The 22,113-nt window shown below is 38.1% G+C and carries 20 protein-coding genes; 10 read left to right on the top strand and 10 right to left on the bottom strand.

The genetic code is table 11. From position 1 onward, the window contains the following. Positions 1-8 precede the first annotated feature (8 nt). On the top strand, positions 9-881 hold the full coding sequence (gene thiM, locus CL42_RS00520; RefSeq protein WP_035263760.1) for a hydroxyethylthiazole kinase: 873 nt from the start codon (positions 9-11) through the stop codon (positions 879-881). A 34-nt stretch (positions 882-915) separates the two neighbouring features. Here thiM and CL42_RS00525 read toward each other — a convergent pair whose 3' ends face one another. From CL42_RS00525 to CL42_RS00535, 3 genes are all read right to left on the bottom strand, one after another. Further along, complete coding sequence (locus tag CL42_RS00525) at positions 916-1,284, bottom strand: 5-carboxymethyl-2-hydroxymuconate Delta-isomerase (RefSeq protein ID WP_035263762.1); 369 nt, start codon at positions 1,282-1,284, stop codon at positions 916-918. A 52-nt stretch (positions 1,285-1,336) separates the two neighbouring features. Continuing rightward, positions 1,337-3,052, bottom strand: a complete 1,716-nt coding sequence (locus CL42_RS00530) for an AAA family ATPase (protein WP_035263764.1) — start codon at positions 3,050-3,052, stop codon at positions 1,337-1,339. Between the two features lie 113 nt (positions 3,053-3,165). Beyond that, positions 3,166-5,208, bottom strand: a complete 2,043-nt coding sequence (locus tag CL42_RS00535; RefSeq protein ID WP_051586487.1) for a hypothetical protein — start codon at positions 5,206-5,208, stop codon at positions 3,166-3,168. 229 nt (positions 5,209-5,437) lie between these two features. Between CL42_RS00535 and CL42_RS00540 the strand changes: the two genes are divergently transcribed. From CL42_RS00540 to mdh, 3 genes are all read left to right on the top strand, one after another. Next, positions 5,438-6,268 (top strand): SDR family oxidoreductase, encoded by an 831-nt coding sequence (locus tag CL42_RS00540; RefSeq protein WP_035263766.1) that lies wholly within the window; start codon positions 5,438-5,440, stop codon positions 6,266-6,268. Positions 6,269-6,307: 39 nt separating this feature from the next. Continuing rightward, entirely contained in the window at positions 6,308-7,285 is a 978-nt protein-coding gene (locus tag CL42_RS00545) for an alpha/beta hydrolase (protein WP_035263768.1), read from the top strand. Between the two features lie 306 nt (positions 7,286-7,591). Next, the gene (mdh, locus tag CL42_RS00550) at positions 7,592-8,764 is read left to right on the top strand and encodes an iron-dependent methanol dehydrogenase (protein WP_035263769.1); all 1,173 of its coding nucleotides are present in this window, start codon (positions 7,592-7,594) and stop codon (positions 8,762-8,764) included. A 202-nt stretch (positions 8,765-8,966) separates the two neighbouring features. On the opposite strand, the gene CL42_RS00555 is transcribed toward mdh, so the two are convergent. After that, positions 8,967-10,142, bottom strand: coding sequence for a transcriptional regulator (locus CL42_RS00555; RefSeq protein ID WP_035263771.1), 1,176 nt, complete (start codon positions 10,140-10,142; stop codon positions 8,967-8,969). Positions 10,143-10,346: 204 nt separating this feature from the next. Between CL42_RS00555 and CL42_RS00560 the strand changes: the two genes are divergently transcribed. Next, on the top strand, positions 10,347-11,858 hold the full coding sequence (locus CL42_RS00560; protein WP_035263774.1) for an aldehyde dehydrogenase family protein: 1,512 nt from the start codon (positions 10,347-10,349) through the stop codon (positions 11,856-11,858). Positions 11,859-11,917: 59 nt separating this feature from the next. Here the strand turns inward: CL42_RS00560 and CL42_RS00565 are convergent, their stop codons facing one another. From CL42_RS00565 to CL42_RS00575, 3 genes are all read right to left on the bottom strand, one after another. Further along, entirely contained in the window at positions 11,918-12,970 is a 1,053-nt protein-coding gene (locus CL42_RS00565) for an NAD(P)-dependent alcohol dehydrogenase (protein WP_035263776.1), read from the bottom strand. Between the two features lie 101 nt (positions 12,971-13,071). Further along, positions 13,072-13,674, bottom strand: a complete 603-nt coding sequence (locus CL42_RS00570) for a 2-hydroxychromene-2-carboxylate isomerase (RefSeq protein ID WP_035263778.1) — start codon at positions 13,672-13,674, stop codon at positions 13,072-13,074. Between the two features lie 22 nt (positions 13,675-13,696). Continuing rightward, on the bottom strand, positions 13,697-14,467 hold the full coding sequence (locus CL42_RS00575; protein ID WP_035263780.1) for an SDR family oxidoreductase: 771 nt from the start codon (positions 14,465-14,467) through the stop codon (positions 13,697-13,699). An 86-nt stretch (positions 14,468-14,553) separates the two neighbouring features. Here CL42_RS00575 and CL42_RS00580 point away from each other — a divergent pair, with 86 nt between their 5' ends. The 3 genes from CL42_RS00580 to CL42_RS00590 all read left to right on the top strand — a co-directional run bounded on the left by CL42_RS00580 (position 14,554) and on the right by CL42_RS00590 (position 16,632). Further along, positions 14,554-15,126, top strand: coding sequence for a TetR/AcrR family transcriptional regulator (locus CL42_RS00580; RefSeq protein ID WP_035263783.1), 573 nt, complete (start codon positions 14,554-14,556; stop codon positions 15,124-15,126). An 83-nt stretch (positions 15,127-15,209) separates the two neighbouring features. Beyond that, positions 15,210-15,911, top strand: coding sequence for a glutamine amidotransferase (locus CL42_RS00585; RefSeq protein ID WP_035263784.1), 702 nt, complete (start codon positions 15,210-15,212; stop codon positions 15,909-15,911). Positions 15,912-16,005: 94 nt separating this feature from the next. Further along, positions 16,006-16,632 carry a LysE family transporter gene (locus CL42_RS00590; protein ID WP_035263786.1) on the top strand — a complete coding sequence of 209 codons (627 nt, stop codon included), beginning with the start codon at positions 16,006-16,008 and terminating at the stop codon, positions 16,630-16,632. Positions 16,633-16,679: 47 nt separating this feature from the next. Here the strand turns inward: CL42_RS00590 and CL42_RS00595 are convergent, their stop codons facing one another. After that, entirely contained in the window at positions 16,680-17,267 is a 588-nt protein-coding gene (locus tag CL42_RS00595) for a YceI family protein (RefSeq protein ID WP_035263856.1), read from the bottom strand. Positions 17,268-17,579: 312 nt separating this feature from the next. Here CL42_RS00595 and CL42_RS17475 point away from each other — a divergent pair, with 312 nt between their 5' ends. Further along, positions 17,580-18,107 (top strand): nuclear transport factor 2 family protein, encoded by a 528-nt coding sequence (locus tag CL42_RS17475; RefSeq protein ID WP_035263788.1) that lies wholly within the window; start codon positions 17,580-17,582, stop codon positions 18,105-18,107. 60 nt (positions 18,108-18,167) lie between these two features. On the opposite strand, the gene CL42_RS00605 is transcribed toward CL42_RS17475, so the two are convergent. Next, positions 18,168-18,383 (bottom strand): hypothetical protein, encoded by a 216-nt coding sequence (locus tag CL42_RS00605; RefSeq protein ID WP_035263790.1) that lies wholly within the window; start codon positions 18,381-18,383, stop codon positions 18,168-18,170. 114 nt (positions 18,384-18,497) lie between these two features. Next, positions 18,498-20,486, bottom strand: a complete 1,989-nt coding sequence (gene tkt, locus CL42_RS00610; protein ID WP_035263792.1) for a transketolase — start codon at positions 20,484-20,486, stop codon at positions 18,498-18,500. Between the two features lie 443 nt (positions 20,487-20,929). Between tkt and metK the strand changes: the two genes are divergently transcribed. Next, positions 20,930-22,096 carry a methionine adenosyltransferase gene (gene metK, locus CL42_RS00615; RefSeq protein WP_035263794.1) on the top strand — a complete coding sequence of 389 codons (1,167 nt, stop codon included), beginning with the start codon at positions 20,930-20,932 and terminating at the stop codon, positions 22,094-22,096. Positions 22,097-22,113: the final 17 nt, after the last annotated feature.

A 22,113-nucleotide genomic window follows, 5' to 3' on the forward strand; every position in this document is an offset into this window, starting at 1 on the left:
GAACGACTATGAATCATCCAGAAAACTTGATAGCAAATGCTCCAAAAGATATTGAGGTTCAAACCCAAGAGATTCTTAAACAGGTCATTGAAGCATGGCATCTGTTAAAAACCACTCGACCTTTAGTGCATTGTATGACCAATCAGGTTGCTGCCAACTATGTCGCAAATGTACTGTTAGCTGCTGGTGCTTCACCTGCCATGATTGATAATCCTTTTGAAGCTGAAAGTTTCGTGGGTATTAGTCAAGCTTTAAGTATCAATTTAGGGACACCTCATACAGAACAAGTTGCCGCAATGAAAATTGCCACAGAAACTGCTCACAAAAAAAATATACCTTGGGTATTAGATCCTGTTGGCTATAGTGCTGTTTTGCCATGGCGTACTGAAATTACAAATGATCTATTGCGGTTTAAACCTACCATTATCCGAGGTAATGCTTCAGAAATTGGGAGCTTAGCAGGACAACAAAATCAATCTAAGGGTGTAGACAGTACCCTCGATAGCGCTGCCGTAGTAGAACAGGCAAAAACTTTATTAGATTTCTCTGAATGTATCGCAATTTCGGGCGAATCTGATTTTATTCTTTCTAAGTCATATAGATGTATGGTTAAAATTAATGGAGGTTCGTATTTACAGCCAAAAGTTACCGCTACAGGATGCGCCTTAGGTGCATTAATTGCAGCTTATGCTGGCGTAACAAACCCAACCATTGCATGTATTGCTGCCCATGTACACTTTGCTATCGCAGGAAAACTCGCTTATACGCAGGCTCAAACTGTCGGAAGTTTTAATGTCGCTTTTATCGATGAACTCTATAGCTATTCGGCTGAAAAAATTCAAAACAGTGCAGATATCGAAATACTGACTTTTGCTGCATAACAAAAGGCTGAAGATCACTTCAGCCTTTTTTGTCTTACTTCTGAACTCTACCTTTACGATAATGCTCTTTTGGCATTTCCGCTAACTCAATGATCAATTGAACCGTTAAGCCTTGAGCATGATAACCATTAAAGCTATGAAGATACTCATTTAAGCGATCTGAAATAAGATTCTTTTGCTCTTCATTACGCCCCGTCATAATCCCTAAACGAACATGAATATAGGCTTGAGGCTCTTCGCCAAAACCAATCAGAAAATCACTATTAGCACGAATACGTGATTTGATATCAGAAGGATGCCCCACTAGACCTGTATCAAATAAAGCGTGGTTTAAGCCTAAAAGTAACGCTTGCGCATCTAAATTTTGAATATTATCCGAATACTCAACGATCATCTGTGGCATCTTAATTCCCTTTGCTTGTGTGTTAAAAAATCAATTTCAAATGCGTAACTCATTATTCAATGAATAATAAGGCTAATCTCACTTGGTCATAGCCCATACGCGGATTGGTATTTTCCACGATCGGACGCAACTTGATCGCACCATCTTCACCGAAATGTTCAGGACTCTGTCTTTTAAGTAATTTTTTATAGATTTTACGTACTTGTTCAACGACTTCATCCCCAGGATGAGCAACCGAGATATCTAACCCCTGCTCACGATGGAGTTTGCCTAAGTGGTTAATAATGGTTGCTGGCGTTAAACCACGCTCAACCGCAATATCCTGAATTTCATAACCATTTTCAAAGAGTTCGCGAGTTTCATCGAGAGTCGCGGTGGCATAATTGGCTTTGCCTGCATTTTTGGCAATTTTTTTCTCATTACGACTAATCTCAAGCTCATTGAGTGTGCCACCACAGTGCCGAATAAATGCCTTATGTTGCGCTTCTAAATCAGCATCACCAAAATGCGCTTCTGCTTCATCAGAGAGTTCTTGAAATCTTCGGTCGGCTTTAATTGCTAAACTGTCTAATTCTAATGCTTGCTCATTGAAGCCGAGCAACCTCAGACCATCAATAGATTTCAAACGAGATAAGGCGACATAGCCCTGACCCTTTTCAAAGGTATTCGCCAAATTGATTTCCGCCGCCGATAAAGTCATCCCTTGAGACTTATGAATAGTAATCGCCCAAGCTAACCGCAAAGGAACTTGGGAAAAACTCGCGATTGTCTTTCCTGCATCATTATCAACAGACCAGGTTTCAGGTTCAACCACCAGAACAATGCCGTCTGTTAATTTCACTTTAGGTAATACCCCGTGATCATCTACTTCTTCAAAGCCAATGACTTCACCAAGGCTGCCATTGATATAACCCACATCAAAATTGTTTTTTACAAACATGACTTTGGCATGTTTCTTTAAGGTCAATTCTTCTGGTGCACGTACGGAAGATTTTAATGTCTCTATTAATTTTTCATTACCATCCATTTGTGCACAAAATTGATGACCATCCCCATCAATCTCATTTAAATGACGGTAATTAATGGCATCAACATCCATATTATGGGTATACAAACGTGTAAATGTTTCACCAATATCTTGCTCACGCGTTTGTTGTAAAGCTTGAATATGCTCGGCTTGAATATTTTGTGCACGGATTGCATTCAAAATATCATTCAAGGCTGAGTCATCTTGTCGATGTTGTTCAGTTAAATAACAAACACGAAATTTCGCTTCTACCCAAGCCTGGGACATAAAACAGAATTTATCTCGATTTTTTTCGTCATTGCGTCCGACTGGTGGTAACTGGAAGAAATCTCCGGCGGCAATCACCTGTATGCCACCAAATGCTTCATCAGACTCTTTAAAAAACTTAAGCACTTGATTAACTAAATTAAGCTGCTTCGCATGTAGCATCGAAATCTCATCGATGATCAATACCTGCGCATTTTCTAAATGCTCTTTGAGATATTTACGCTCTTTCATGCGCTTTAGATCATCATCTGATAAAAAATCTTTGATCCCGATCCCCGCCCACGTATGAATGGTCATCCCATTCATGTGTGTGGCTGCAATGCCTGTAGATGCGGTAATGGCGACTGAAACTTTTCGTGCCTTAAGATAATTAATATATTGATTAAGCGTATACGTTTTTCCTGCACCCGCAGAACCTGTCAAAAAGACATTTTCTCCTGCTTTCATTAACTTCAGTGCAGTTTCTTGTTTCATATGTGCTTAACCTAATTTGAACGCTCATAGCCTAACGACATTTCATCAAAAAGTTAAGCCAAAAATCAGCCTTGTGATCATGTTAACGCTTGAATACGTCAATTTAAGGCGCATCAGCTGTTGATTTGTTCAGGATCTCCAAAATTCCAAATCAACATTTCATTGACTTGATGTACAAACTCTTTAGCTTCCCTCACAACCTTAGGATCAGCAACTTCGTTATTGGGCAAACGCAGTTGGTCAAAATGCAACTGATCGAATTTAAAAAAACACCCGAGTGTCAAATGCTGTGAGGGATCATGTAAATTTGACATATGGAACGCCACATATTCACCATCAATAATTCTTTGGGTATAAGATAAAGCTAGACAATGTTTATAATTTACAGACTCTTGAATAATTTGCTCTAATTCATTCAACTCCTCAAATTTCCAATTCTCTGTATACATAACTGCTTGCGGTGATACTCGTTTCCAATGACTCTCAGCATGTCGCAATTTCAAAGTCGTCAATGTATCAACATAATGTAAATGTTGATGCCAACGTATTGCTTGCTGATACCATGCAGACCAAGTCATGTTTTTCGCAATGGTTCGATCTTGTTGAAAAAAATCAATGAGATAATCTGCGATATAAGAGTCAAAAATACTATTGCTGCGGTTATATTGAGAATTTGGATGCTTAAAGCGCTGCCTAAACTCATCTAGATTGATATGATACTGCTGCATTAAGAAATGAAAATGCGTTTGATGTTGTGTTGAGGGCTCAATAAATTTGATGATTTCATCAGGCAGATCTTTAACTAAGTCATTTAAAAACAACATATAAGACTGCATCACTTGAGAAATACGTTTAAAGACATATTTCACTGAACTCAATCCTTGCTGATCCAATGACCATAACAAGTCCAACCATTCCTTGAGATATAAAATAGAAGCCGTGAGTGGCTGTGATTTTTTAAAATCTTGAGCATTTTGTGCCTCATTCAATGCATATGAATGATGCTCAGCAGATAGTTCAAACCATGCTTGTTGCTGTGAAATACGTAAACACTCAGAAATAAATAAACGACCGATAACCTGTTCAAAATATTGAATCGAGAGTTGTATGACATGCGGATGTACTTTAGAGCAATCCACAAAACTTAAAGCGGTGACGGCCAATCGAATATTCGGATCTTTTAAATTTTCACTTACCCAGTCGATGACAAGATAATCTTGTTTAAATAACCAATTCACTGCTCTTTTGTGTATAAACAGTGGCGACTGTTGCGCTATATCTTCTACCCAATACTGCACATCTTTATTTAAAAAATTTTGTTTATTGAAAATATCTTGATACTGCCAATACCCTCGTTTGATCCAACGTGTAAAACCTAATAAATGCGGTGTTTGCTCGTTATGCTGTTTGAGTAAATTGAAATCAGGCTCTAAGTCTACCAATTGAGATAAGCTAAATTGTTCTTCGAAAGAAATTTGTGCCATACGATATAACCGTTTTGGCAACATTAATTCTGCTGAAGTGCTTAACCGATCGTATACTGGGATCAATTTTTGCACTGCAAGAAAATTATCTCCCATGACTGAATTGACCAAGCACAGATGTTTAAAATTCAGTTCAACTTCCAAAGGTATTTCAGCACCAAATCGACTGAAATTCAGCAAATGAGGTTCATCATAATACTCACTTTGCATCATGATTCGATCTAACTGCATCGCTTGCTGATCGGTCAAATTATAAAGGCATTGTTCAACACGATTTTCTCCATCGACCCATTTAAAGACTTCTTCTACCAACATTTGACGAAATAACTGCACTTTCGTTTTTAAATATAGAGAATGATGTGAGGCCTTATGATTAAAGATAAAACAAAAATCATTGAACATAAAATCCGCAATTTTTTGAATCTCGACATTTGCGTGGGATGTATAAAATTGAATTTTATAATCATAGATACACTCAACTGTGAGCAGTCCATCTGCGATAACTAAGCTATTATTTTCCTGATCAATTACGAATAAATTTTCAGGCGTAATCGTCCATAGATATAACCACTGATCCTGAAATACGGCTTTGAGTGTATCGCAATGATCAATTAATGCCTGTGCAGTATATTGATGACGTTGCTTTGGATTTTGCGGAGGACACGCCAGCATACAGTTTGCCTAAATATGAAAGACTGGAAGATTTTTAAAAATAACAACGATATAACCACATTATTCTATCTTAAAATGAGTTGTGCTATTCAGATTCTGTAACTTTTGTATGAGTCACATTAGCAGTTCGTATCATGCAGCAATTATATGAAAATTTCTTGAAAGTAGGTTTGACTCACTGCTCTGACTGTATTAAAACAATCTCATACTAAGAACTTTAGAGACAATAATGAAAACAGTGGTGATTACAGGTGCAAATACAGGAATTGGATTAGCGACAGCAAAAAAATTTGTTGAAGATGGTCATCACGTCGTGCTTGCTTGTCGTAATTTGGATAAAGCTCAGAAAGCTAAAGCAGAAATCAGCACCAAAGGTCATGGTCAAATTGATATTGTAGAATTAGATTTAAATGATTTAAATCAAGTCAAATCTGCAGCACAAACTTTAAAAGAAAAATATTCACAGATTGATATTTTGGTCAACAATGCAGGTCTGATGACGCCTAAACTAGAAGAAACGGCTAATGGTTTTGAAAAACAAATAGGTGTCAATTATCTAGGACATTTTGTGTGGACAATACAATTGTTACCTTTACTTCAAAACGCGCCTTCAGGCCGTATCATTCATCTTGCATCCATGATGCATGTTCTGGGTAAAATTAACACACATCAATTTAAATTTCATTCTGTTAAAAAGTATAACGGTGTACTCAGCTATGGAAATAGTAAATTAGCAAATTTACTATTTAGTCATGCCTTAGCTGAAAAGCTCAGAGGCACATCTATCACCAGTAATGCAATTCATCCAGGTGGTGTGGATTCCGAAATTTATCGCGAGCTTCCTAACTATCAATATCGCGCTTTAAAATTGTTCTTAATCTCAACCAACAAACCAGCAAATCTTATTCATCAAATTGCGTTATCACCTGAATGGTCTAAGAAAACAGGTCAATACAAAAGTTTGCAAACACCAGCTTTTCAATCTGCACATGCGAAAAATCGTAGTTTAGCTCAGCGATTGTTTGACGAGACAGAACAACTTTTAAAAGAATATTTATAATCAACCTAAACAGTTTTGAATCAGGGAATGAATCAATAGATGATCGAAAAAAAGAGTGCTGAGACCACGCTACACTACCAACCCGACATTTTAGGTGAAAAATTTGAGCAACATATTTTCAAATTTTCGCCTGATTATGATGGTGAGGTTATTGCAACATTAGTACGTCGTCCATCAGATATTCCATCAACTAAAGCTGTGCTGTATATCCATGGCTTTATTGATTATTTCTTCCAACAAGAAATGGCGAAAAAATTTAATGCCCAAGGTTTTCATTTTTACGCCATTGACCTTAGAAAATACGGTAGATCACTACTTCCGCATCAAAAACCTTATTTTGTGAAAGACCTAACCGAATATGATGAAGATATTCATGCCGCATTGAATGCAATTCAAAGTGAGGGGAATGAATCGGTATTATTATGCGGTCATTCTACAGGCGGTTTAACTGCCACTTATTTTTCAATTCGACACCCTGATCATCCGTTGATTAAAGCAATCTGGGCCAACAGTCCATTTTATGATTTCAATATGAATGTCTTGAAAAAGAAATATGCGCTTCCAATGATTGCAAAATTAGCTCAGCAATTTCCGTTGATGCAATTACCAAGTGAATTAAATAAATTTTACGTGAAGAGTTTGCACGAAAATTTAAATGGCGAATGGAGTTTTGATCTCAAGCTTAAACCTAAAACCTACACCAAAGTGTATTTGAGTTTTATCGGTGCTGTTGTGAAAGCACAACAGAAAATCCAATCTGGTCCTAAAATTTCAGTTCCGCTTCTTGTTATGCACTCAAGTCGCACGACCAATCCCAAGAAATATAACATTGATGCTCAGACCTCTGATGTGATTTTAGATGTAAAAACGATCGAAAAATATGCAAAAGCATTTCAAGGTGATGTCACTGTAATGACAATTAAAGATGGTCTGCATGATTTGGTTCTTTCAAAAAAACTGGTTCGTCAGCAAGTATATGACCAACTCTTCGCTTGGCTTGCTTCAAAAAATCTCTAAATTCTGTTCATCTAAGACCTCATTTTACTGGTCTTGATTGTTAATGTGTATTGATCAAGTTGAATGGACTTTCTCTTGGTCATACAATATTTCTATTCTTCGACCTTCCCATCTCTTCACAGACCTTTGCGACCAATCTCCTTTTCACCCATTTGAAATATTATTTCTTGCTTTCTGTTTCTTGTTTTGAGCCATGGAGAAATTGGGTTGGTATTTGGTAGGTACACATCTTCTCAAGCGTGTCCAATACTGCAAACACGGTAAATATCGCCGAACACAACAATAAATGGTAAAAGGAATCTCACCATGGCTTTTAAAAATATTGCAGACCAAACAAACGGGTTTTATATCCCTTGTGTTTCACTTTTCGGACCAGGTAGTGCTAAAGAAGTTGGAAGCAAAGCTCAAAATTTGGGCGCTAAAAAAGCACTGATTGTGACTGATGCAGGTTTATACAAATTTGGTGTCGCAGATATCATCGCTGGCTATTTAAAAGAAGCGCAAGTGGAGAGCTACATATTTGCAGGTGCTGAGCCTAATCCGACTGATATTAATGTTCACGATGGTGTGGAAGCCTACAATAATAATGCTTGTGATTTTATTATTTCTTTAGGTGGTGGCTCTTCACATGATTGTGCTAAAGGTATTGGTTTAGTGACTGCAGGTGGTGGGCACATTCGCGACTATGAAGGAATCGATAAAAGTACCGTTCCGATGACACCTCTTATTGCAATCAACACAACTGCAGGAACTGCTTCGGAAATGACGCGTTTCTGTATTATTACCAATACAGAAACTCATGTAAAAATGGCAATCGTCGATTGGCGTTGCACTCCACTCATTGCCATAGATGATCCTAAACTGATGATCGCAAAACCTGCAGCATTGACAGCTGCAACAGGTATGGATGCGCTTACTCATGCAGTCGAAGCCTATGTTTCAACAGCAGCAAATCCAATTACAGATGCCTGTGCTGAAAAAGCCATCAGCATGATCAGTCAATGGCTGAGTCCTGCAGTTGCTAATGGTGAGAATATTGAAGCACGTGATGCAATGAGTTATGCACAATATTTGGCAGGCATGGCATTTAATAACGCCTCATTAGGTTATGTACATGCCATGGCTCACCAATTAGGCGGTTTTTATAATCTTCCACATGGTGTATGTAACGCGATTTTACTCCCTCATGTCTGTGAGTTCAACTTAATTGCCTGCCCTGATCGTTATGCCAAAATAGCTGAATTAATGGGTGTAAATATTGAAGGATTAACCATTAATGAAGCTGCATATGCAGCAATTGATGCGATCAAAATCCTCTCTCAGTCCATTGGCATTCCAACAGGATTAAAAGAGCTTTCGGTTAAGGAGGAAGATTTAGAAGTGATGGCTCAAAATGCACAAAAAGATGCCTGCATGCTCACTAACCCACGTAAAGCAGATCTCCAACAAGTTATCAATATTTTTAAAGCTGCAATGTAAACTTTTGATTTGCTAGATCTAAAAGAGAATCTGGATATACTTCAGATTCTCTTTTTTATTCTTTGATTCTCAATCGAATTCAATACTGCATTACATCAGGAATGGCGGCGTTAAATTTTTGTAGGTATAAATAAATGAGGATAAAATACGTTAACAATACGAAGAATATGCTTTAGGCCGTTGTGTTTTACTTTAATTCGGCTCAATTATGATAGTGCTGTAAAAGTTGTTGCGTTGAATGAACTTGCGGTGATAACTCCATTAAACGCTCCATTGCATCAACTGCGTCAGGATTTCGTGCAATGTATTTTAAAAGCACTTCAACATCACAATAGTTAAAAATTGCTTCACTCAAACGCGAATCTAGACAATTTCGCCAAGAACATAAGAATGGGCTTTCAGTTTTTGCGAGCATTACACCATTGACCTGCTGTAAAGCTTTATCAACAAATCCAACGTCTAAAGCATTTTCGATTTGGAGGAAATCAGCTTCAATATGCGCCAGTAATTTATAGGGTCTTGAGCCTAACATTCCACCCAATAAATCTCGAAGCTGGGACATTTCAGCTTTTAAAGTTCCCATGCTTACCTTTCGCTCCCCATACAAAGCTTGATGAAGCGAATCTAAGCTAAGCCCTTGAGGACATAATGCCAATATTGTCAAAATTTCAATCTGTCTAGGGGTAACCACCAAGGTACGTCCGTTAAATATGACTTGAGGAATTCCAAAGGTACGAATAAATAAATGTTGGCGTTGATAATTCAGTAATGCTGATTGTATTAAAGATGCACAACGTTCTGCTGCGAGTAGTCCAAAACTATTGTGATGATCCCATGTCGTTGATAAATCTAATACACCAATGAGTTGCTTCGAAAATGGATCAACAATTGGCGCTGCATAGCACACCCAATCATGAATAGACTCCATATAGTGTTCATTTGAAAACACACAACTTGATTTTTCAGTTTTCAAGGTTAATGCTAAAGCATTGGTTCCAACCACTTCCTCCCGCCATTGACCGCCTTCAATAAAGTGAACACGTTCTGCAGCCTTACGCATTTGTTGACTAGCTTCCGTCCAAATAATGGTGCTGTTGATATCGCCTACCGCAAGTACCATAGATGATTGTTGTGCAACATGTTTTAACTCTTGTTCACATATTTTCAATGCTTGATTTAGGCTGTTACTTTCAACAGTACTCGTTGTGATCAACGGCGCTACCATTCGCTCTTTCGGAATTTCTGCCAACTTCGATCTTTGCCAAGACTTTAAAATATGCTGACCAAGTTGTTTCGCCTGTACAGTTGAAAGACTGATTTTCTCTCTAAGTGTTTCTATTTGTTGTCTTTGCTTGATTAGAGTCTGCATTGAGTTCATTCCTTATTATCTCAACATTTCCCAATATGCATGTGTTGTACTTATTATAGTTATAGTATTTGTTGATCAGTTGTAAACCTTCATCATTCCAACCTTTTTCCAACCTTATAGTGGTTATGTTAACTCATCAATAATAGAAGATATCTAATACCAAAGACGAAGATATTTTCCATAACTTTATAGCACAACCAAAGGATGGACACTATGCGCTACGCTGATCCCAATCAACCAGATTCTAAAGTTCAATTTAAAGCACAATACGAAAATTTCATTGGTGGGAAATGGGTTCCTCCAGTAAAAGGTGAGTATTTTGATAATCTTTCTCCCGTAGATGGGAAAGTCTTTACTCGAGTTCCCCGTTCTTCAGTCGAGGATATTGAACTCGCTTTGGACGCAGCTCATGCCGCTAAAACTGAATGGAACAAAACGTCTGCAACAACTCGCTCTAACATTTTATTAAAAATAGCAGATCGCTTAGAAGAGAATCTAGAATTACTTGCTGTGGCAGAAACATGGGACAATGGTAAACCTATCCGTGAAACCTTAGCTGCAGATATTCCACTGTGTATTGACCATTTCCGCTATTTTGCTGGCTGTATCCGCGCACAAGAAGGTGGTATTTCAGAAATCGATGAAGATACTATCGCTTACCATTTTCATGAGCCGTTGGGTGTCGTTGGACAGATTATTCCATGGAACTTTCCGATTTTAATGGCGGCGTGGAAACTTGCGCCTGCATTAGCAGCGGGGAACTGTATTGTCTTAAAACCAGCTGAGCAAACTCCTGTCAGTATTCTAGTTTTAGTTGAACTGATACAAGATATTTTACCACCAGGTGTGCTGAATATCGTCAATGGTTATGGTGTTGAAGTAGGACGCCCTCTTGCCACAAATCCACGTATTTCAAAAATTGCATTTACTGGCTCAACTGCCGTTGGTCAATTAATTATGCAATATGCCACCGAAAATATTATTCCAGTGACATTAGAACTGGGTGGCAAATCTCCAAATATTTTCTTCGAAGACATCATGGATAAGGATGATGAATATCTAGATAAAGCGCTTGAAGGTTTTGCCATGTTTGCCCTGAATCAGGGAGAAATTTGTACTTGTCCATCACGCGCTTTAGTCCAGGAAAGTATTGCTGATAAATTCTTAGAGATGGCTGTAGAGCGCGTGAAGCGAATTAAAACGGGACATCCACTTGATACAGAAACCATGATTGGTGCTCAAGCCTCGCAAGAGCAACAAGATAAAATTTTAGGTTGTATTGCGACAGGTCGTGAAGAAGGTGCTCAAATTCTTACGGGTGGTCAAGCACGTGAAGAAATTGGACAAGGTTTTTATATTGAGCCGACGATTTTCAAAGGCAATAACAGCATGAAAACATTCCAAGAAGAAATTTTTGGACCAGTTTTGGCTGTGACAACATTTAAAGATTTCGACGATGCTATCAACATTGCCAATGACACCATTTATGGATTAGGTGCTGGTGTTTGGTCACGATCAGCGCATACTTCATATCGTGCAGGACGTGCAATTCAATCAGGTCGAGTCTGGACAAATTGCTACCATATCTACCCTGCTCATGCTGCTTTTGGTGGTTATAAAAAATCAGGGATTGGTCGTGAAAATCATAAAATGATGCTGGATCATTACCAACAAACTAAAAATTTATTGGTGAGTTACTCAACTAAACCAATGGGTTTCTTCTAAAACAAAAGCTAAAGAAGCGGCTGATTGCCGCTTCTTTTCTGCTACAGGAGCTTAATGGATTAGCTGGCTTGTAGACTTTTCATATCAATCACAAAACGATATTTCACATCACTTTGAAGCATTCGCTCAAATGCCTCATTAATATTTTGCATATCAATGACTTCAACATCTGACACGATATTGTGCTGACCACAAAAATCAAGTAGTTCTTGAGTTTCTTGAATCCCACCAATCACCGATCCAGCGATTGATTTTCTTCCCATAATCATGGGCACGGAATTGCTGCTAAATTCTCCGAGATAGCCTACCAATACCAGTGTCCCACTCAATGCAAGTGTCGGAATATAAGGCTTTAAATCATGATCATAAGGCACAGTATCAATAATTAAATCAAACTGATTTTTCACTGATTTCATTTGTGTTGGATCTGTTGATAACACGACATGATCTGCACCTAAATCACGTGCATCCTGTTCTTTATTTGCTGATCGTGTAAATAAAGTCACTTCTGCACCAAGTGCATGAGCAAGTTTAATCGCCATATGACCTAAACCACCGAGTCCAACAACAGCCACTTTAGAGCCTTCACCGACATTCCAATGTTTTAATGGCGACCACGTCGTGATCCCAGCACATAAGATGGGTGCAATGGATTGTGTATCTAAATTTTCAGGTACTTTCAATACAAAATCTTGGCTCGCAATGATCGTTTGTGCGTAGCCACCATAAGTAGGTGTTTGATCATGACGATCTAAACTACCATACGTTTGTGTATTGCCAGCTTCACAATATTGCTCCAAACCTTGGTGACAAGCAGAACAAGTACGACATGAATCTACCATACACCCGATTCCGACCAGATCTCCAACCTTAAACTTCGTTACCGATGCTCCGATGCTTTTTACGCGACCAATTACTTCATGACCAGGTACAATTGGGTAACGACTAAAACCCCAATCATTACGCGCTTGATGTAAGTCAGAATGACATACACCGCAGTATTCAATATCAATAATGACATCATCGGGGCGAGCTTGACGTTGCTGAAACGTATATGGAACCAATGGACTTTTAGAATCAAGCGCTGCGTAAGCTAAAACATTATGGGTCATCGTGACTCCCTCAAGCTGTTAATTTCGTACTCTCTTATTCGTTATATCACATCAATATTTTTAATAAATTTAGCTGAGTCTCAATTTAATTTCTTTTTCACTTATTTTTGTAATTCGCGCTCTACAAAATGCAAGCGATCTTGCCCCCAGTACATATTTTCCCGCAAAAAAAATGTAGGTGCTCCGAATACCCCTCGTTGTACGGCATTGTTTGTTTCATCAATCAATTTTTGTTTTACCACCGGATCTTGGCTTAAATCCAAAAGTTGCTGACCGTCGATTGCATCACCTTGAAATAAATTTATCAGAACTTCTGGATCGGCTAAATTCAAGGGCTTTCTAAACATCGCATCAAAAAGCTTGGTCAAAATCACTTCAAAATATTCATCATGATAGATTTTCACTGCCGTTAATATACGCATTAAAGTCAATGTATTCATTGGAAAATATGGATTCATCTGCATCGGGATCTGATAATAATCTGACCAACGACTTAAGTCTTGCATTGAATAGATCCCTTTAACAGGCACCTCAATTGGACTCTTGTTACCAGTCGACTTAAAAATTCCACCCAATAAAATTGGTGTGTAATCAATCACTGCATTATATTTTTTGGTGATTTCTTGTAGCTTATAAAAAGCCAAATAACTAAATGGACTGCCAAGATCGAAATAAAATTCAACTTTTTGTTGTTGTGTAGTCATGTCTTATCCTTATTAAATATGATTACCACTGTTCAGACCATGGTCGCAAATCCAATTCATGTGTCCAAGCATCTCGTGGTTGATGAGCAATATGCCAATAGTTATCAGCTATATGTTGAGGATTCAAAATACCGTCATGCTGTTTTTTTTCATACAAATGAGGGAAAGTATCTTTAATAAAATCAGTATCAATCGCCCCATCAATAATGATGTGCGCAACATGAATATGATGAGGCCCTAACTCTTTTGCCATACTTTGGGCTAAGGCTCTTAACGCATGTTTAGCGCCAGCAAAAGCGCTGAAATATGATGAACCACGGATGCTTGCTGTTGCACCAGTGAAAATGATAGTGCCGCGCTGCCTTGCGACCATCCGTTTAGCGACTTCACGACCATTTAAAAAAGCACTAAAACAAGCCATTTCCCAGATTTTAAAATATTTACGTGCTGTTTCTTCTAGAATGCTACACGGCACATTTGCTCCAATATTAAAAACCAATACTTCAATCTGACCAATGTCACGTTCAATTGTGTCAATCAGTTGAATCACTTGATCTTCTTTTCTTGCATCTGAAGCAAATCCATAAGCTTTACCACCGTGTGCTTCAATCTCTCGGATGACAAGTGCAAGCTTGTCTGCATTGCGTCGAGTCATACAAGCAGTATATCCACCTCGTGCAAAGCGTTTTGCGATCTCACTGCCTGTGGCATCTCCTGCACCAATGATCAGTGCGACCTTGTTATATGTTGATTTTTCTTCTGAATGATTAATTTCTGACTGCTGATCGTTCATCATCTCTCCATTAAATAACGATCGTTATTATAACGATCACTATGTTATAGTTTTGAGGCACAGTCAATGGTTATTGAATATTCAATATGAGATATAAAGCAGGATACAAAGAAGAAAAACGTCGCGAAATTTTAAAAACCAGTGGTGAACTCGCAAAAAAACAAGGTTTTAACAATACTGGGGTTGATGGTTTTATGCACGCTGCAAATATGACCAGCGGTGCTTTCTATTCTCACTTTTCTTCAAAAAACGACTTATTTAAAGCCTTAATCGAATCTGAAATCGGAGCAAGTATTCAACAGTGGGAAATGAATCCTCATCAAGATCCAGAATCTTGGTTAGATTTTGAAATGAACCGATATCTTTCTCTATTACACGTTCAACACCCAGAAAAAGGCTGTGTTTTACCCTCACTTGCTGCTGAAGTTTCACGCGCTGATGTTGACATTAAACAATGTTTTGAAAAAGAACTTCAGCGTGGTTACAAACTATTTGCGCAGCATGCTCCAGAACCTGATTTCGCTTGGGCAATACTCTGTCAAATGGTGGGCTCCGTACTATTAGCACGTGGAGTTCAAGATGAACGCTTAAAAAAAGATATTCTCAATTCTAGTCTAGCTATGCTCAAGACATTATTAAAAAATGGGATTGCGAAATAAATCGTTTTATATTGTTTTATGGACGAAACCTTAGTTCCAAAAGCTCTATAATTTCCTCATCATTCTTTTAAGAACGTCACATCATGAGAAAGCTTCCTGAAACAGTATATGCAATACAGCATTTAGCCTTTGAAGATCTAGGTTCTTTTGAGGAGACACTATATCAACTGGGTTATCGGGTCAGATATTTTGATGCAGGTGTGGATGATCTTTCAGTAGCATTAAACTACGAAGGTCTGACCATTATTTTGGGTGGACCGATTGGTGTTTATGAAACAGAAGATTACCCTTTCCTACAAACAGAAATAGACTTACTTAAAGAAAGATTAAAACTTCAACGCCCTACGCTTGGCATCTGTCTAGGTGCTCAACTCATTTCAAAAGCCTTGGGTAGTGCAGTATATGCCGGCCACACCAAAGAAATTGGCTGGAGTACGGTAGATATTATAAATGAGCAAGACAACGTTCTAAATTCTTTAAATGGTGTGCCAGTTTTGCATTGGCATGGTGATACCTTTGATCTTCCCTCGCAATCGAAACTTCTGGCGAGCACTCAAATTTATAAAAATCAGGCTTTTCAAGTTGGATCTAATATTTTAGCACTCCAGTTCCATCCTGAAGTGACCTCAGATAGTTTAGAGAAATGGTTGATTGGTCATACTTGCGAATTGCGTAAAGCGGGTATAGATATTACTCAATTACGTGCAGATAACCATCGTTATGCTGAAAAACTTGAATCTGTAGCAGGTTCAATCTTAAGCCGTTTTATTGAACAGATTAATTGATTTTGATTTGATTGCCTTCAACCCAACTGTAGATCAGGATATTGGATTGTGCTATACCTAAATTCAATATCCAAAAATTATAATGAAGATATAAATGTCACCACTGTTCAGTTTAGCCATCATTCATTTCTTTGCACTTATTAGTCCTGGACCAGATTTTTTATTTGTCACGCAAAGTGCGGTTCGACAGTCTCGCATACATGCACTTTTTGCAGCATTAGGAATTTCTCTTAGTATTTTAGTTTGGGCAATTTGTGCTATGAGTGGATTACACTATCTATTCCAAAAAATGGCTTGGCTCCAAACAATTATGATGATTTTAGGAGGGGTTTATCTCATTTATTTAGGCATTCAACTCTTTAAATCAGGGCTAACGAAATTAGAACCTGCTTCAGCTTACGTTACAAAAGGCATAGTCAAGAAAAAATACAGTTCTTTACTGATTCAAGGCTTTCTCACCAATATGGCAAATCCTAAAGCATTAGTTTACTTCAGTAGTGTTTTCGCGCTTGCGATGAATAGTGATGCAACTCTGATACAGCAGAGTTCACTGTTAATGTTAATTTTTGTTGAAAGCTTGATTTGGTTTGCGATAGTTGCTTTTATTTTTTCTGCTAAACAAGTAAACACAATATATCAAAAAATCAGCAAGAAGATTGATCTTATAACAGGTAGTATTTTTATCAGTTTTGGATGTTTCTTAATTTTTAATCGTGATTAAAAAAGCACCCGTAGGTGCTTTCTAAAATGTACTGTTTTTGAAGAATATTATTTCTTATCAGTTGCGACTGAAGCTTCAGTCGTAATATTCACCGTGATTTTGTCGCCTACATTAGGCACATATGCGCCTACACCGAATGCAGAACGGTCAAATGAAGTCGTTGCATTGAAACCAATAGACTGCGCTTTCGTCATAGGATGTACGGCTTGTTTATTCAAAACAGCATCTAGTACGACAGGCTTAGTAACATTTTTAATCGTTAGATCACCTGTGATCTTATACTTGTTCTTACCATTTGGTTGAACTTTAGTACTTTTAAAAGTGATATTCGGATATTTTTCAGCATCAAAGAAATCTGGTTTCAATAAATGTTCATCTAATGCTTTAACATTTGTATTGATACTTGAAAGTGGAATTGTAACATTCACTGCTGAATTCGCAGGCTTTTCATTGTCTACTTTGATCGTCCCTTGGATATCGCTAAAATTACCTGATGGTGTAGAAAAACCAAAATGATCCCAAGTAAATACTGTCGCTGTATGAGTTGGATCAATTTTATACTCAACTGGTTTAGCAACTGAAACTGTTGCTACAGAAAGTACTACGGCACTTAACGCTATTGTTTTAAAGTTCATCAATTTTTCCTCAAATTTTTTAAAAACATTAATGTATAGCATTCTGAAATTCTTGCATCAGTACAGATAGAACAGTTTGTTGCAAGATTAGAACGCACCTTAAGAAAGTGCCACTTTTATCAAATCAATTTGATCAGATTATGACTATCACTTGTGTATAGATCATGTTTTTCATCTTTAAGCTTTCTCCTAATAAGCAGTTAACATCAACACATATCTTAAATATGAGATTAAATTAAACATTTATACAATATAATAATATTTTGTCTCATTTATAATACTAAAATTACCACTTTGAACTGGAGAATAATGATGAGTGAACAACAACAAGCGATTGATAAAGCGCTTAAAACTAAAGCACCTAAAGATGTCGTATTGGCTTTTTTATATAATACTGATAAATCAAGAGTAGCGATTGCTTCAGAAAAGTTAGTGGCTGAAGATGCCATTTATACTTCGCTAAATTTTAATAATCCTGAACTTAAACAAATTGAACCTTGGGCTGGTACTTCTACAGGTCGTGATGTCTACATTTATACTTTTTCTAATGTCGGAACTTATTGGACGATCGATGATTTTCAAATCACAGATATTTTAGCTGAAGATGAAACAGTGGCTGTATTCGGTCAATTTACTTATACATCTGTTTACGCTAAGCGCACTTTTACTTCACCTTTTTCAATTAAAGCAATAGTTAAAGATGGCTTAATCACGTATTTCCAGTTTATGGAAGATACTTATGCTTCAGCAGCATCTTTCAGAGTAAGTGGTGAATGGACAATTCAACAAAATGCTGATCCAAAATTAAATTTTACCGTGTCAGAAACTACGGCTAATTAACTGTAAAATAATAAAAATAGGATAATAAAAAAGCCTCATAAGAGGCTTTTTTTATGACTGTTAAAGCTTTTCAATCAGAATACGATCAATCTGTTTTAATCCTGAAGTTTTTTCACGATTTTTTCGACGTACTTTAATGATTTTCTCTTCAGCCATATCTTGTAGCAATAATTCTACTGCTACCATCGCTTCAAGTGGTAAGTCTTCACCAATCCACTTTTGCTCACCCGCATCCATTAAAGTAATTTCATCACTAATTTGCTCGTACAAACTCACTGCGCTACTCACTTCTAATCTGAAATTTAGGGAATGAATGTATCTGTATAGATACATAAAAATAAAAAGACGCCCCACAGTTGGGACGCCTTTTAAAACACTTAATTCTAAGAATTAAGCAGCAATTTCTTTCACTGCTGCGACCACTGCTTCAGTCGTAATACCGAAGTGTTGGAATAAATCTTTTGCAGGAGCAGATTCGCCATACGTAGTCATACCAATCACACGACCATCAAGACCTACGAATTTCCACCAGTAGTCAACATGAGCCGCTTCAACAGCAACACGTGCACGAATGTTAGATGGAAGAACTGCTTCACGGTAAGCAGCATCTTGCTTAACAAATTCTTCAGCACATGGCATAGACACAACACGCACACCTTCAAGCTGTGCATAAGCTTCCATTGCCAATGCAACTTCCGAACCTGTTGCAATGATAATCGCTTTCAATTCGCCTTTTTCTTCAGCCAATACATAACCACCTTTCGCAACATCAGCGATTTGTGCTTCTGTGCGTGTTTGGAATGCTAAGTTTTGACGAGAGAAGATCAAAGCAGTTGGACCTTCAGAACGAGTTAACGCAGATTTCCAAGAAATTGCTGCTTCAACTGTGTCACATGGGCGCCATGTGTTGAGGTTTGGTGTACCACGTAAAGATGCGATTTGTTCAATTGGTTGATGCGTAGGACCATCTTCACCCAAACCAATAGAATCGTGTGTGTAAACATGAATCACACGTTGTTTCATCAATGCAGACATACGTACTGCGTTACGTGCATATTCCATAAACATGAGGAATGTTGCTACGTAAGGAATGAAACCACCGTGAAGTGCAACACCGTTTGCGATTGCAGTCATACCGAACTCACGTACGCCATAGTGTACGTAGTTACCTGCAGCATTGTCTTGAACGCCTTGTGCGCCTTTCCAAAGTGTTAAGTTAGAACCTGCTAAGTCAGCAGAACCACCTAAGATTTCAGACAGCATTGGGGCAAATGCTTGGATTGCATTTTGGCTTGCTTTACGTGTTGCGATAGTTTCAGCTTTTGCGTTTACTTCTGCAATATACGCATCGGCTTTTGCAACGAAGTCAGCAGGTAATTCACCGCTTAAACGACGTTTAAGATCAGCCGCTTCAGTTGGATATTTTGCTTCATATTGTGCAAATACTTCGTTCCAAGCGGCTTCTGCTTGTTGACCTTTTTCTTTCGCGTCCCATGCAGCATAAACGTCAGCGGGAATTTCGAATGGACCTTCAGTCCAACCCAACGCTTCACGCGTTAATGCGATTTCGTCGTTACCCAGTGGTGCACCATGGCAATCTTCTTTACCTTGTTTGTTTGGTGAACCTAAACCAATAATCGTTTTACAGATAATGATTGTTGGTTTCTTCGTTTCAGCTTTAGCTTCTAAAGTTGCCGCACGTAATGCATCTGCATCGTGACCATCAACTTTCAATACTTGCCAGCCATAAGCTAAGAAGCGTTGTTCTGTATCGTCAGAGAACCAACCTTCTACTTCACCATCAATTGAAATACCATTGTCGTCATAGTAAGCAATTAATTTACCTAGCCCCAAAGTACCTGCCAATGAACATGCTTCATGAGAAACACCTTCCATTAAACAGCCGTCACCTAAGAAACAGTAAGTGAAATGATCAACGACTTTAATGTCTTCTTTGTTGAATTGCGCTGCTAAGGTTTTTTCAGCCAAAGCAAAACCAACAGCATTCGCGATACCCTGACCCAATGGACCAGTGGTTGTTTCGATACCAGGTGCATAACCTAATTCTGGGTGCCCCGGTGTTTTTGAGTGCAATTGACGGAATGCTTTTAAATCTTCAATTGAAAGATCATAGCCAGTCAAATGTAATAATGCATATTGAAGCATTGAGCCATGACCATTTGATAATACAAAACGGTCACGGTTAGCCCACTGAGGGTTTGTCGGATTGTGATTTAAGAATTCACGCCATACAACATCAGCAATATCAGCCATCCCCATTGGTGCACCTGGATGTCCAGAATTTGCTTTTTGCACAGCATCCATTGCAAGTACACGAATTGCGTTAGCAATGCGACGTTCATTCAGCGGGGTTGTCATAGATCAGTGTCCGATAAATTAAAGATGGGAAATGAATAAAATTCAAAAACTGGGTGTATTGTCTTAAAAAAATCAAACAGCGTAAAGCCCAGAAACGTATATTTCAGCCCTAAAGCGAAAAAATTCATACAATGCGAGTCGGTTTTATCAATATTCAATTCAATCCAATATTTTTTAGTCGCTTGGCCTTTTTTTAAAGTACTGATGTTGAATCATATATTCACATTCTTTCGTACCCACTTAAGCTGTTTTTTATTTCAGCTCAGTCTTAAAAAGAATAAGTCTTATACAAAAGTTTTCACTTATCAATTTAACAGATGATGATATCAATTAAAAAAACACAAAAATGACATAAATTCATGCTTTTTAGTCAGGTTAAGCTAGTCCTTAACGTTAAGTCGATGTACCATATTGCGTCTTTAGAAATAACTGTGATAGGACTTATGCGCGAGTACGCTGTATTTACTTCAGAATCTGTAAGCGAAGGCCATCCAGATAAAATGGCTGACCAAATCAGTGATGCTATTTTGGATGCAATCTTAAAAGAAGACCCATATGCGCGGGTTGCTTGTGAAACGCTTGTAAAAACAGGTGCTGTTGTTCTTGCAGGTGAAATCACAACAACTGCAAATGTAGACTTTGAAGCAATTGTACGCCAAACCGTAAATGGCATTGGATACCATCATTCTGATTTAGGTTTCGATGGTTCAACTTGTGCTGTTATCAACATGATTGGCAAACAATCTCCTGAAATTGCTCAAGGTGTAGATCGTCAAAAACCTGAAGATCAAGGTGCTGGCGATCAGGGCTTAATGTTTGGCTACGCAAGTCGCGAAACAGATGTTTTAATGCCTGCTCCTATTTCGTATGCGCACCGTCTTATGGAAAAACAAGCAGAACTTCGTCGTAACGGAAGTCTGCCATGGTTACGTCCAGATGCGAAAAGCCAAGTGACTTTTGCATATGAAAATGGCGTACCTGTTCGTTTAGATGCGGTCGTATTATCGACTCAACACGATCCTGAGATTTCACAGACTGATTTAAAAGAAGCTGTCATTGAAGAAATCGTGAAAAAAGTGATTCCAGCAGATATGTTCCATGCGGATACCAAATTCCATATCAACCCTACTGGTATGTTTGTGATTGGTGGTCCAGTCGGTGACTGTGGTTTAACAGGTCGTAAAATCATTGTAGATACATATGGTGGTATGGCTCGTCACGGTGGTGGTGCTTTCTCTGGTAAAGATCCATCTAAAGTAGACCGCTCTGCTGCTTATGCTGGTCGATATGTTGCAAAAAATATTGTTGCCGCTGGTTTAGCCGATAAATGTGAAATTCAAGTGTCTTATGCGATTGGTGTTGCTGAACCAACATCTATCTCAATCAATACATTCAATACTGCTAAGGTTTCTGAAGAATTGATTATTGCATTGGTACGAGAGCATTTCGATTTACGTCCGTATGGTATTACACGTATGTTGAATCTCATTCAACCGATGTATAAGCAAACTGCTGCATATGGTCACTTTGGTCGTGAAGGTTCTGATACTGCATTCACTTGGGAAAAGACAGACAAGGTTGAAGCGCTTAAAGCATCAGCTGGTTTGTAATTTCCAAATAAAAAAGC

This window comes from Acinetobacter sp. Ver3, assembly GCF_000632455.1.
In the GTDB taxonomy this organism is placed as follows: domain Bacteria; phylum Pseudomonadota; class Gammaproteobacteria; order Pseudomonadales; family Moraxellaceae; genus Acinetobacter.

Excerpts from the sequence above, each read along its gene's own strand:
- CL42_RS00570 (WP_035263778.1), bottom strand. The coding sequence starts at position 13,674 with ATGACTACACAACAACAAAAAGTTGAATTTTATTTCGATCTTGGCAGT.
- CL42_RS00540 (WP_035263766.1), top strand. The coding sequence starts at position 5,438 with ATGAAAACAGTGGTGATTACAGGTGCAAATACAGGAATTGGATTAGCG.
- CL42_RS00525 (WP_035263762.1), bottom strand. The coding sequence starts at position 1,284 with ATGCCACAGATGATCGTTGAGTATTCGGATAATATTCAAAATTTAGAT.
- CL42_RS00585 (WP_035263784.1), top strand. The coding sequence starts at position 15,210 with ATGAGAAAGCTTCCTGAAACAGTATATGCAATACAGCATTTAGCCTTT.
- CL42_RS00560 (WP_035263774.1), top strand. The coding sequence starts at position 10,347 with ATGCGCTACGCTGATCCCAATCAACCAGATTCTAAAGTTCAATTTAAA.
- CL42_RS00580 (WP_035263783.1), top strand. The coding sequence starts at position 14,554 with ATGAGATATAAAGCAGGATACAAAGAAGAAAAACGTCGCGAAATTTTA.
- CL42_RS00565 (WP_035263776.1), bottom strand. The coding sequence starts at position 12,970 with ATGACCCATAATGTTTTAGCTTACGCAGCGCTTGATTCTAAAAGTCCA.
- CL42_RS17475 (WP_035263788.1), top strand. The coding sequence starts at position 17,580 with ATGAGTGAACAACAACAAGCGATTGATAAAGCGCTTAAAACTAAAGCA.
- CL42_RS00590 (WP_035263786.1), top strand. The coding sequence starts at position 16,006 with ATGTCACCACTGTTCAGTTTAGCCATCATTCATTTCTTTGCACTTATT.
- CL42_RS00535 (WP_051586487.1), bottom strand. The coding sequence starts at position 5,208 with ATGCTGGCGTGTCCTCCGCAAAATCCAAAGCAACGTCATCAATATACT.
- thiM (WP_035263760.1), top strand. The coding sequence starts at position 9 with ATGAATCATCCAGAAAACTTGATAGCAAATGCTCCAAAAGATATTGAG.
- CL42_RS00555 (WP_035263771.1), bottom strand. The coding sequence starts at position 10,142 with ATGAACTCAATGCAGACTCTAATCAAGCAAAGACAACAAATAGAAACA.
- CL42_RS00595 (WP_035263856.1), bottom strand. The coding sequence starts at position 17,267 with ATGAACTTTAAAACAATAGCGTTAAGTGCCGTAGTACTTTCTGTAGCA.
- CL42_RS00530 (WP_035263764.1), bottom strand. The coding sequence starts at position 3,052 with ATGAAACAAGAAACTGCACTGAAGTTAATGAAAGCAGGAGAAAATGTC.
- metK (WP_035263794.1), top strand. The coding sequence starts at position 20,930 with ATGCGCGAGTACGCTGTATTTACTTCAGAATCTGTAAGCGAAGGCCAT.
- CL42_RS00545 (WP_035263768.1), top strand. The coding sequence starts at position 6,308 with ATGATCGAAAAAAAGAGTGCTGAGACCACGCTACACTACCAACCCGAC.
- tkt (WP_035263792.1), bottom strand. The coding sequence starts at position 20,486 with ATGACAACCCCGCTGAATGAACGTCGCATTGCTAACGCAATTCGTGTA.
- mdh (WP_035263769.1), top strand. The coding sequence starts at position 7,592 with ATGGCTTTTAAAAATATTGCAGACCAAACAAACGGGTTTTATATCCCT.
- CL42_RS00575 (WP_035263780.1), bottom strand. The coding sequence starts at position 14,467 with ATGAACGATCAGCAGTCAGAAATTAATCATTCAGAAGAAAAATCAACA.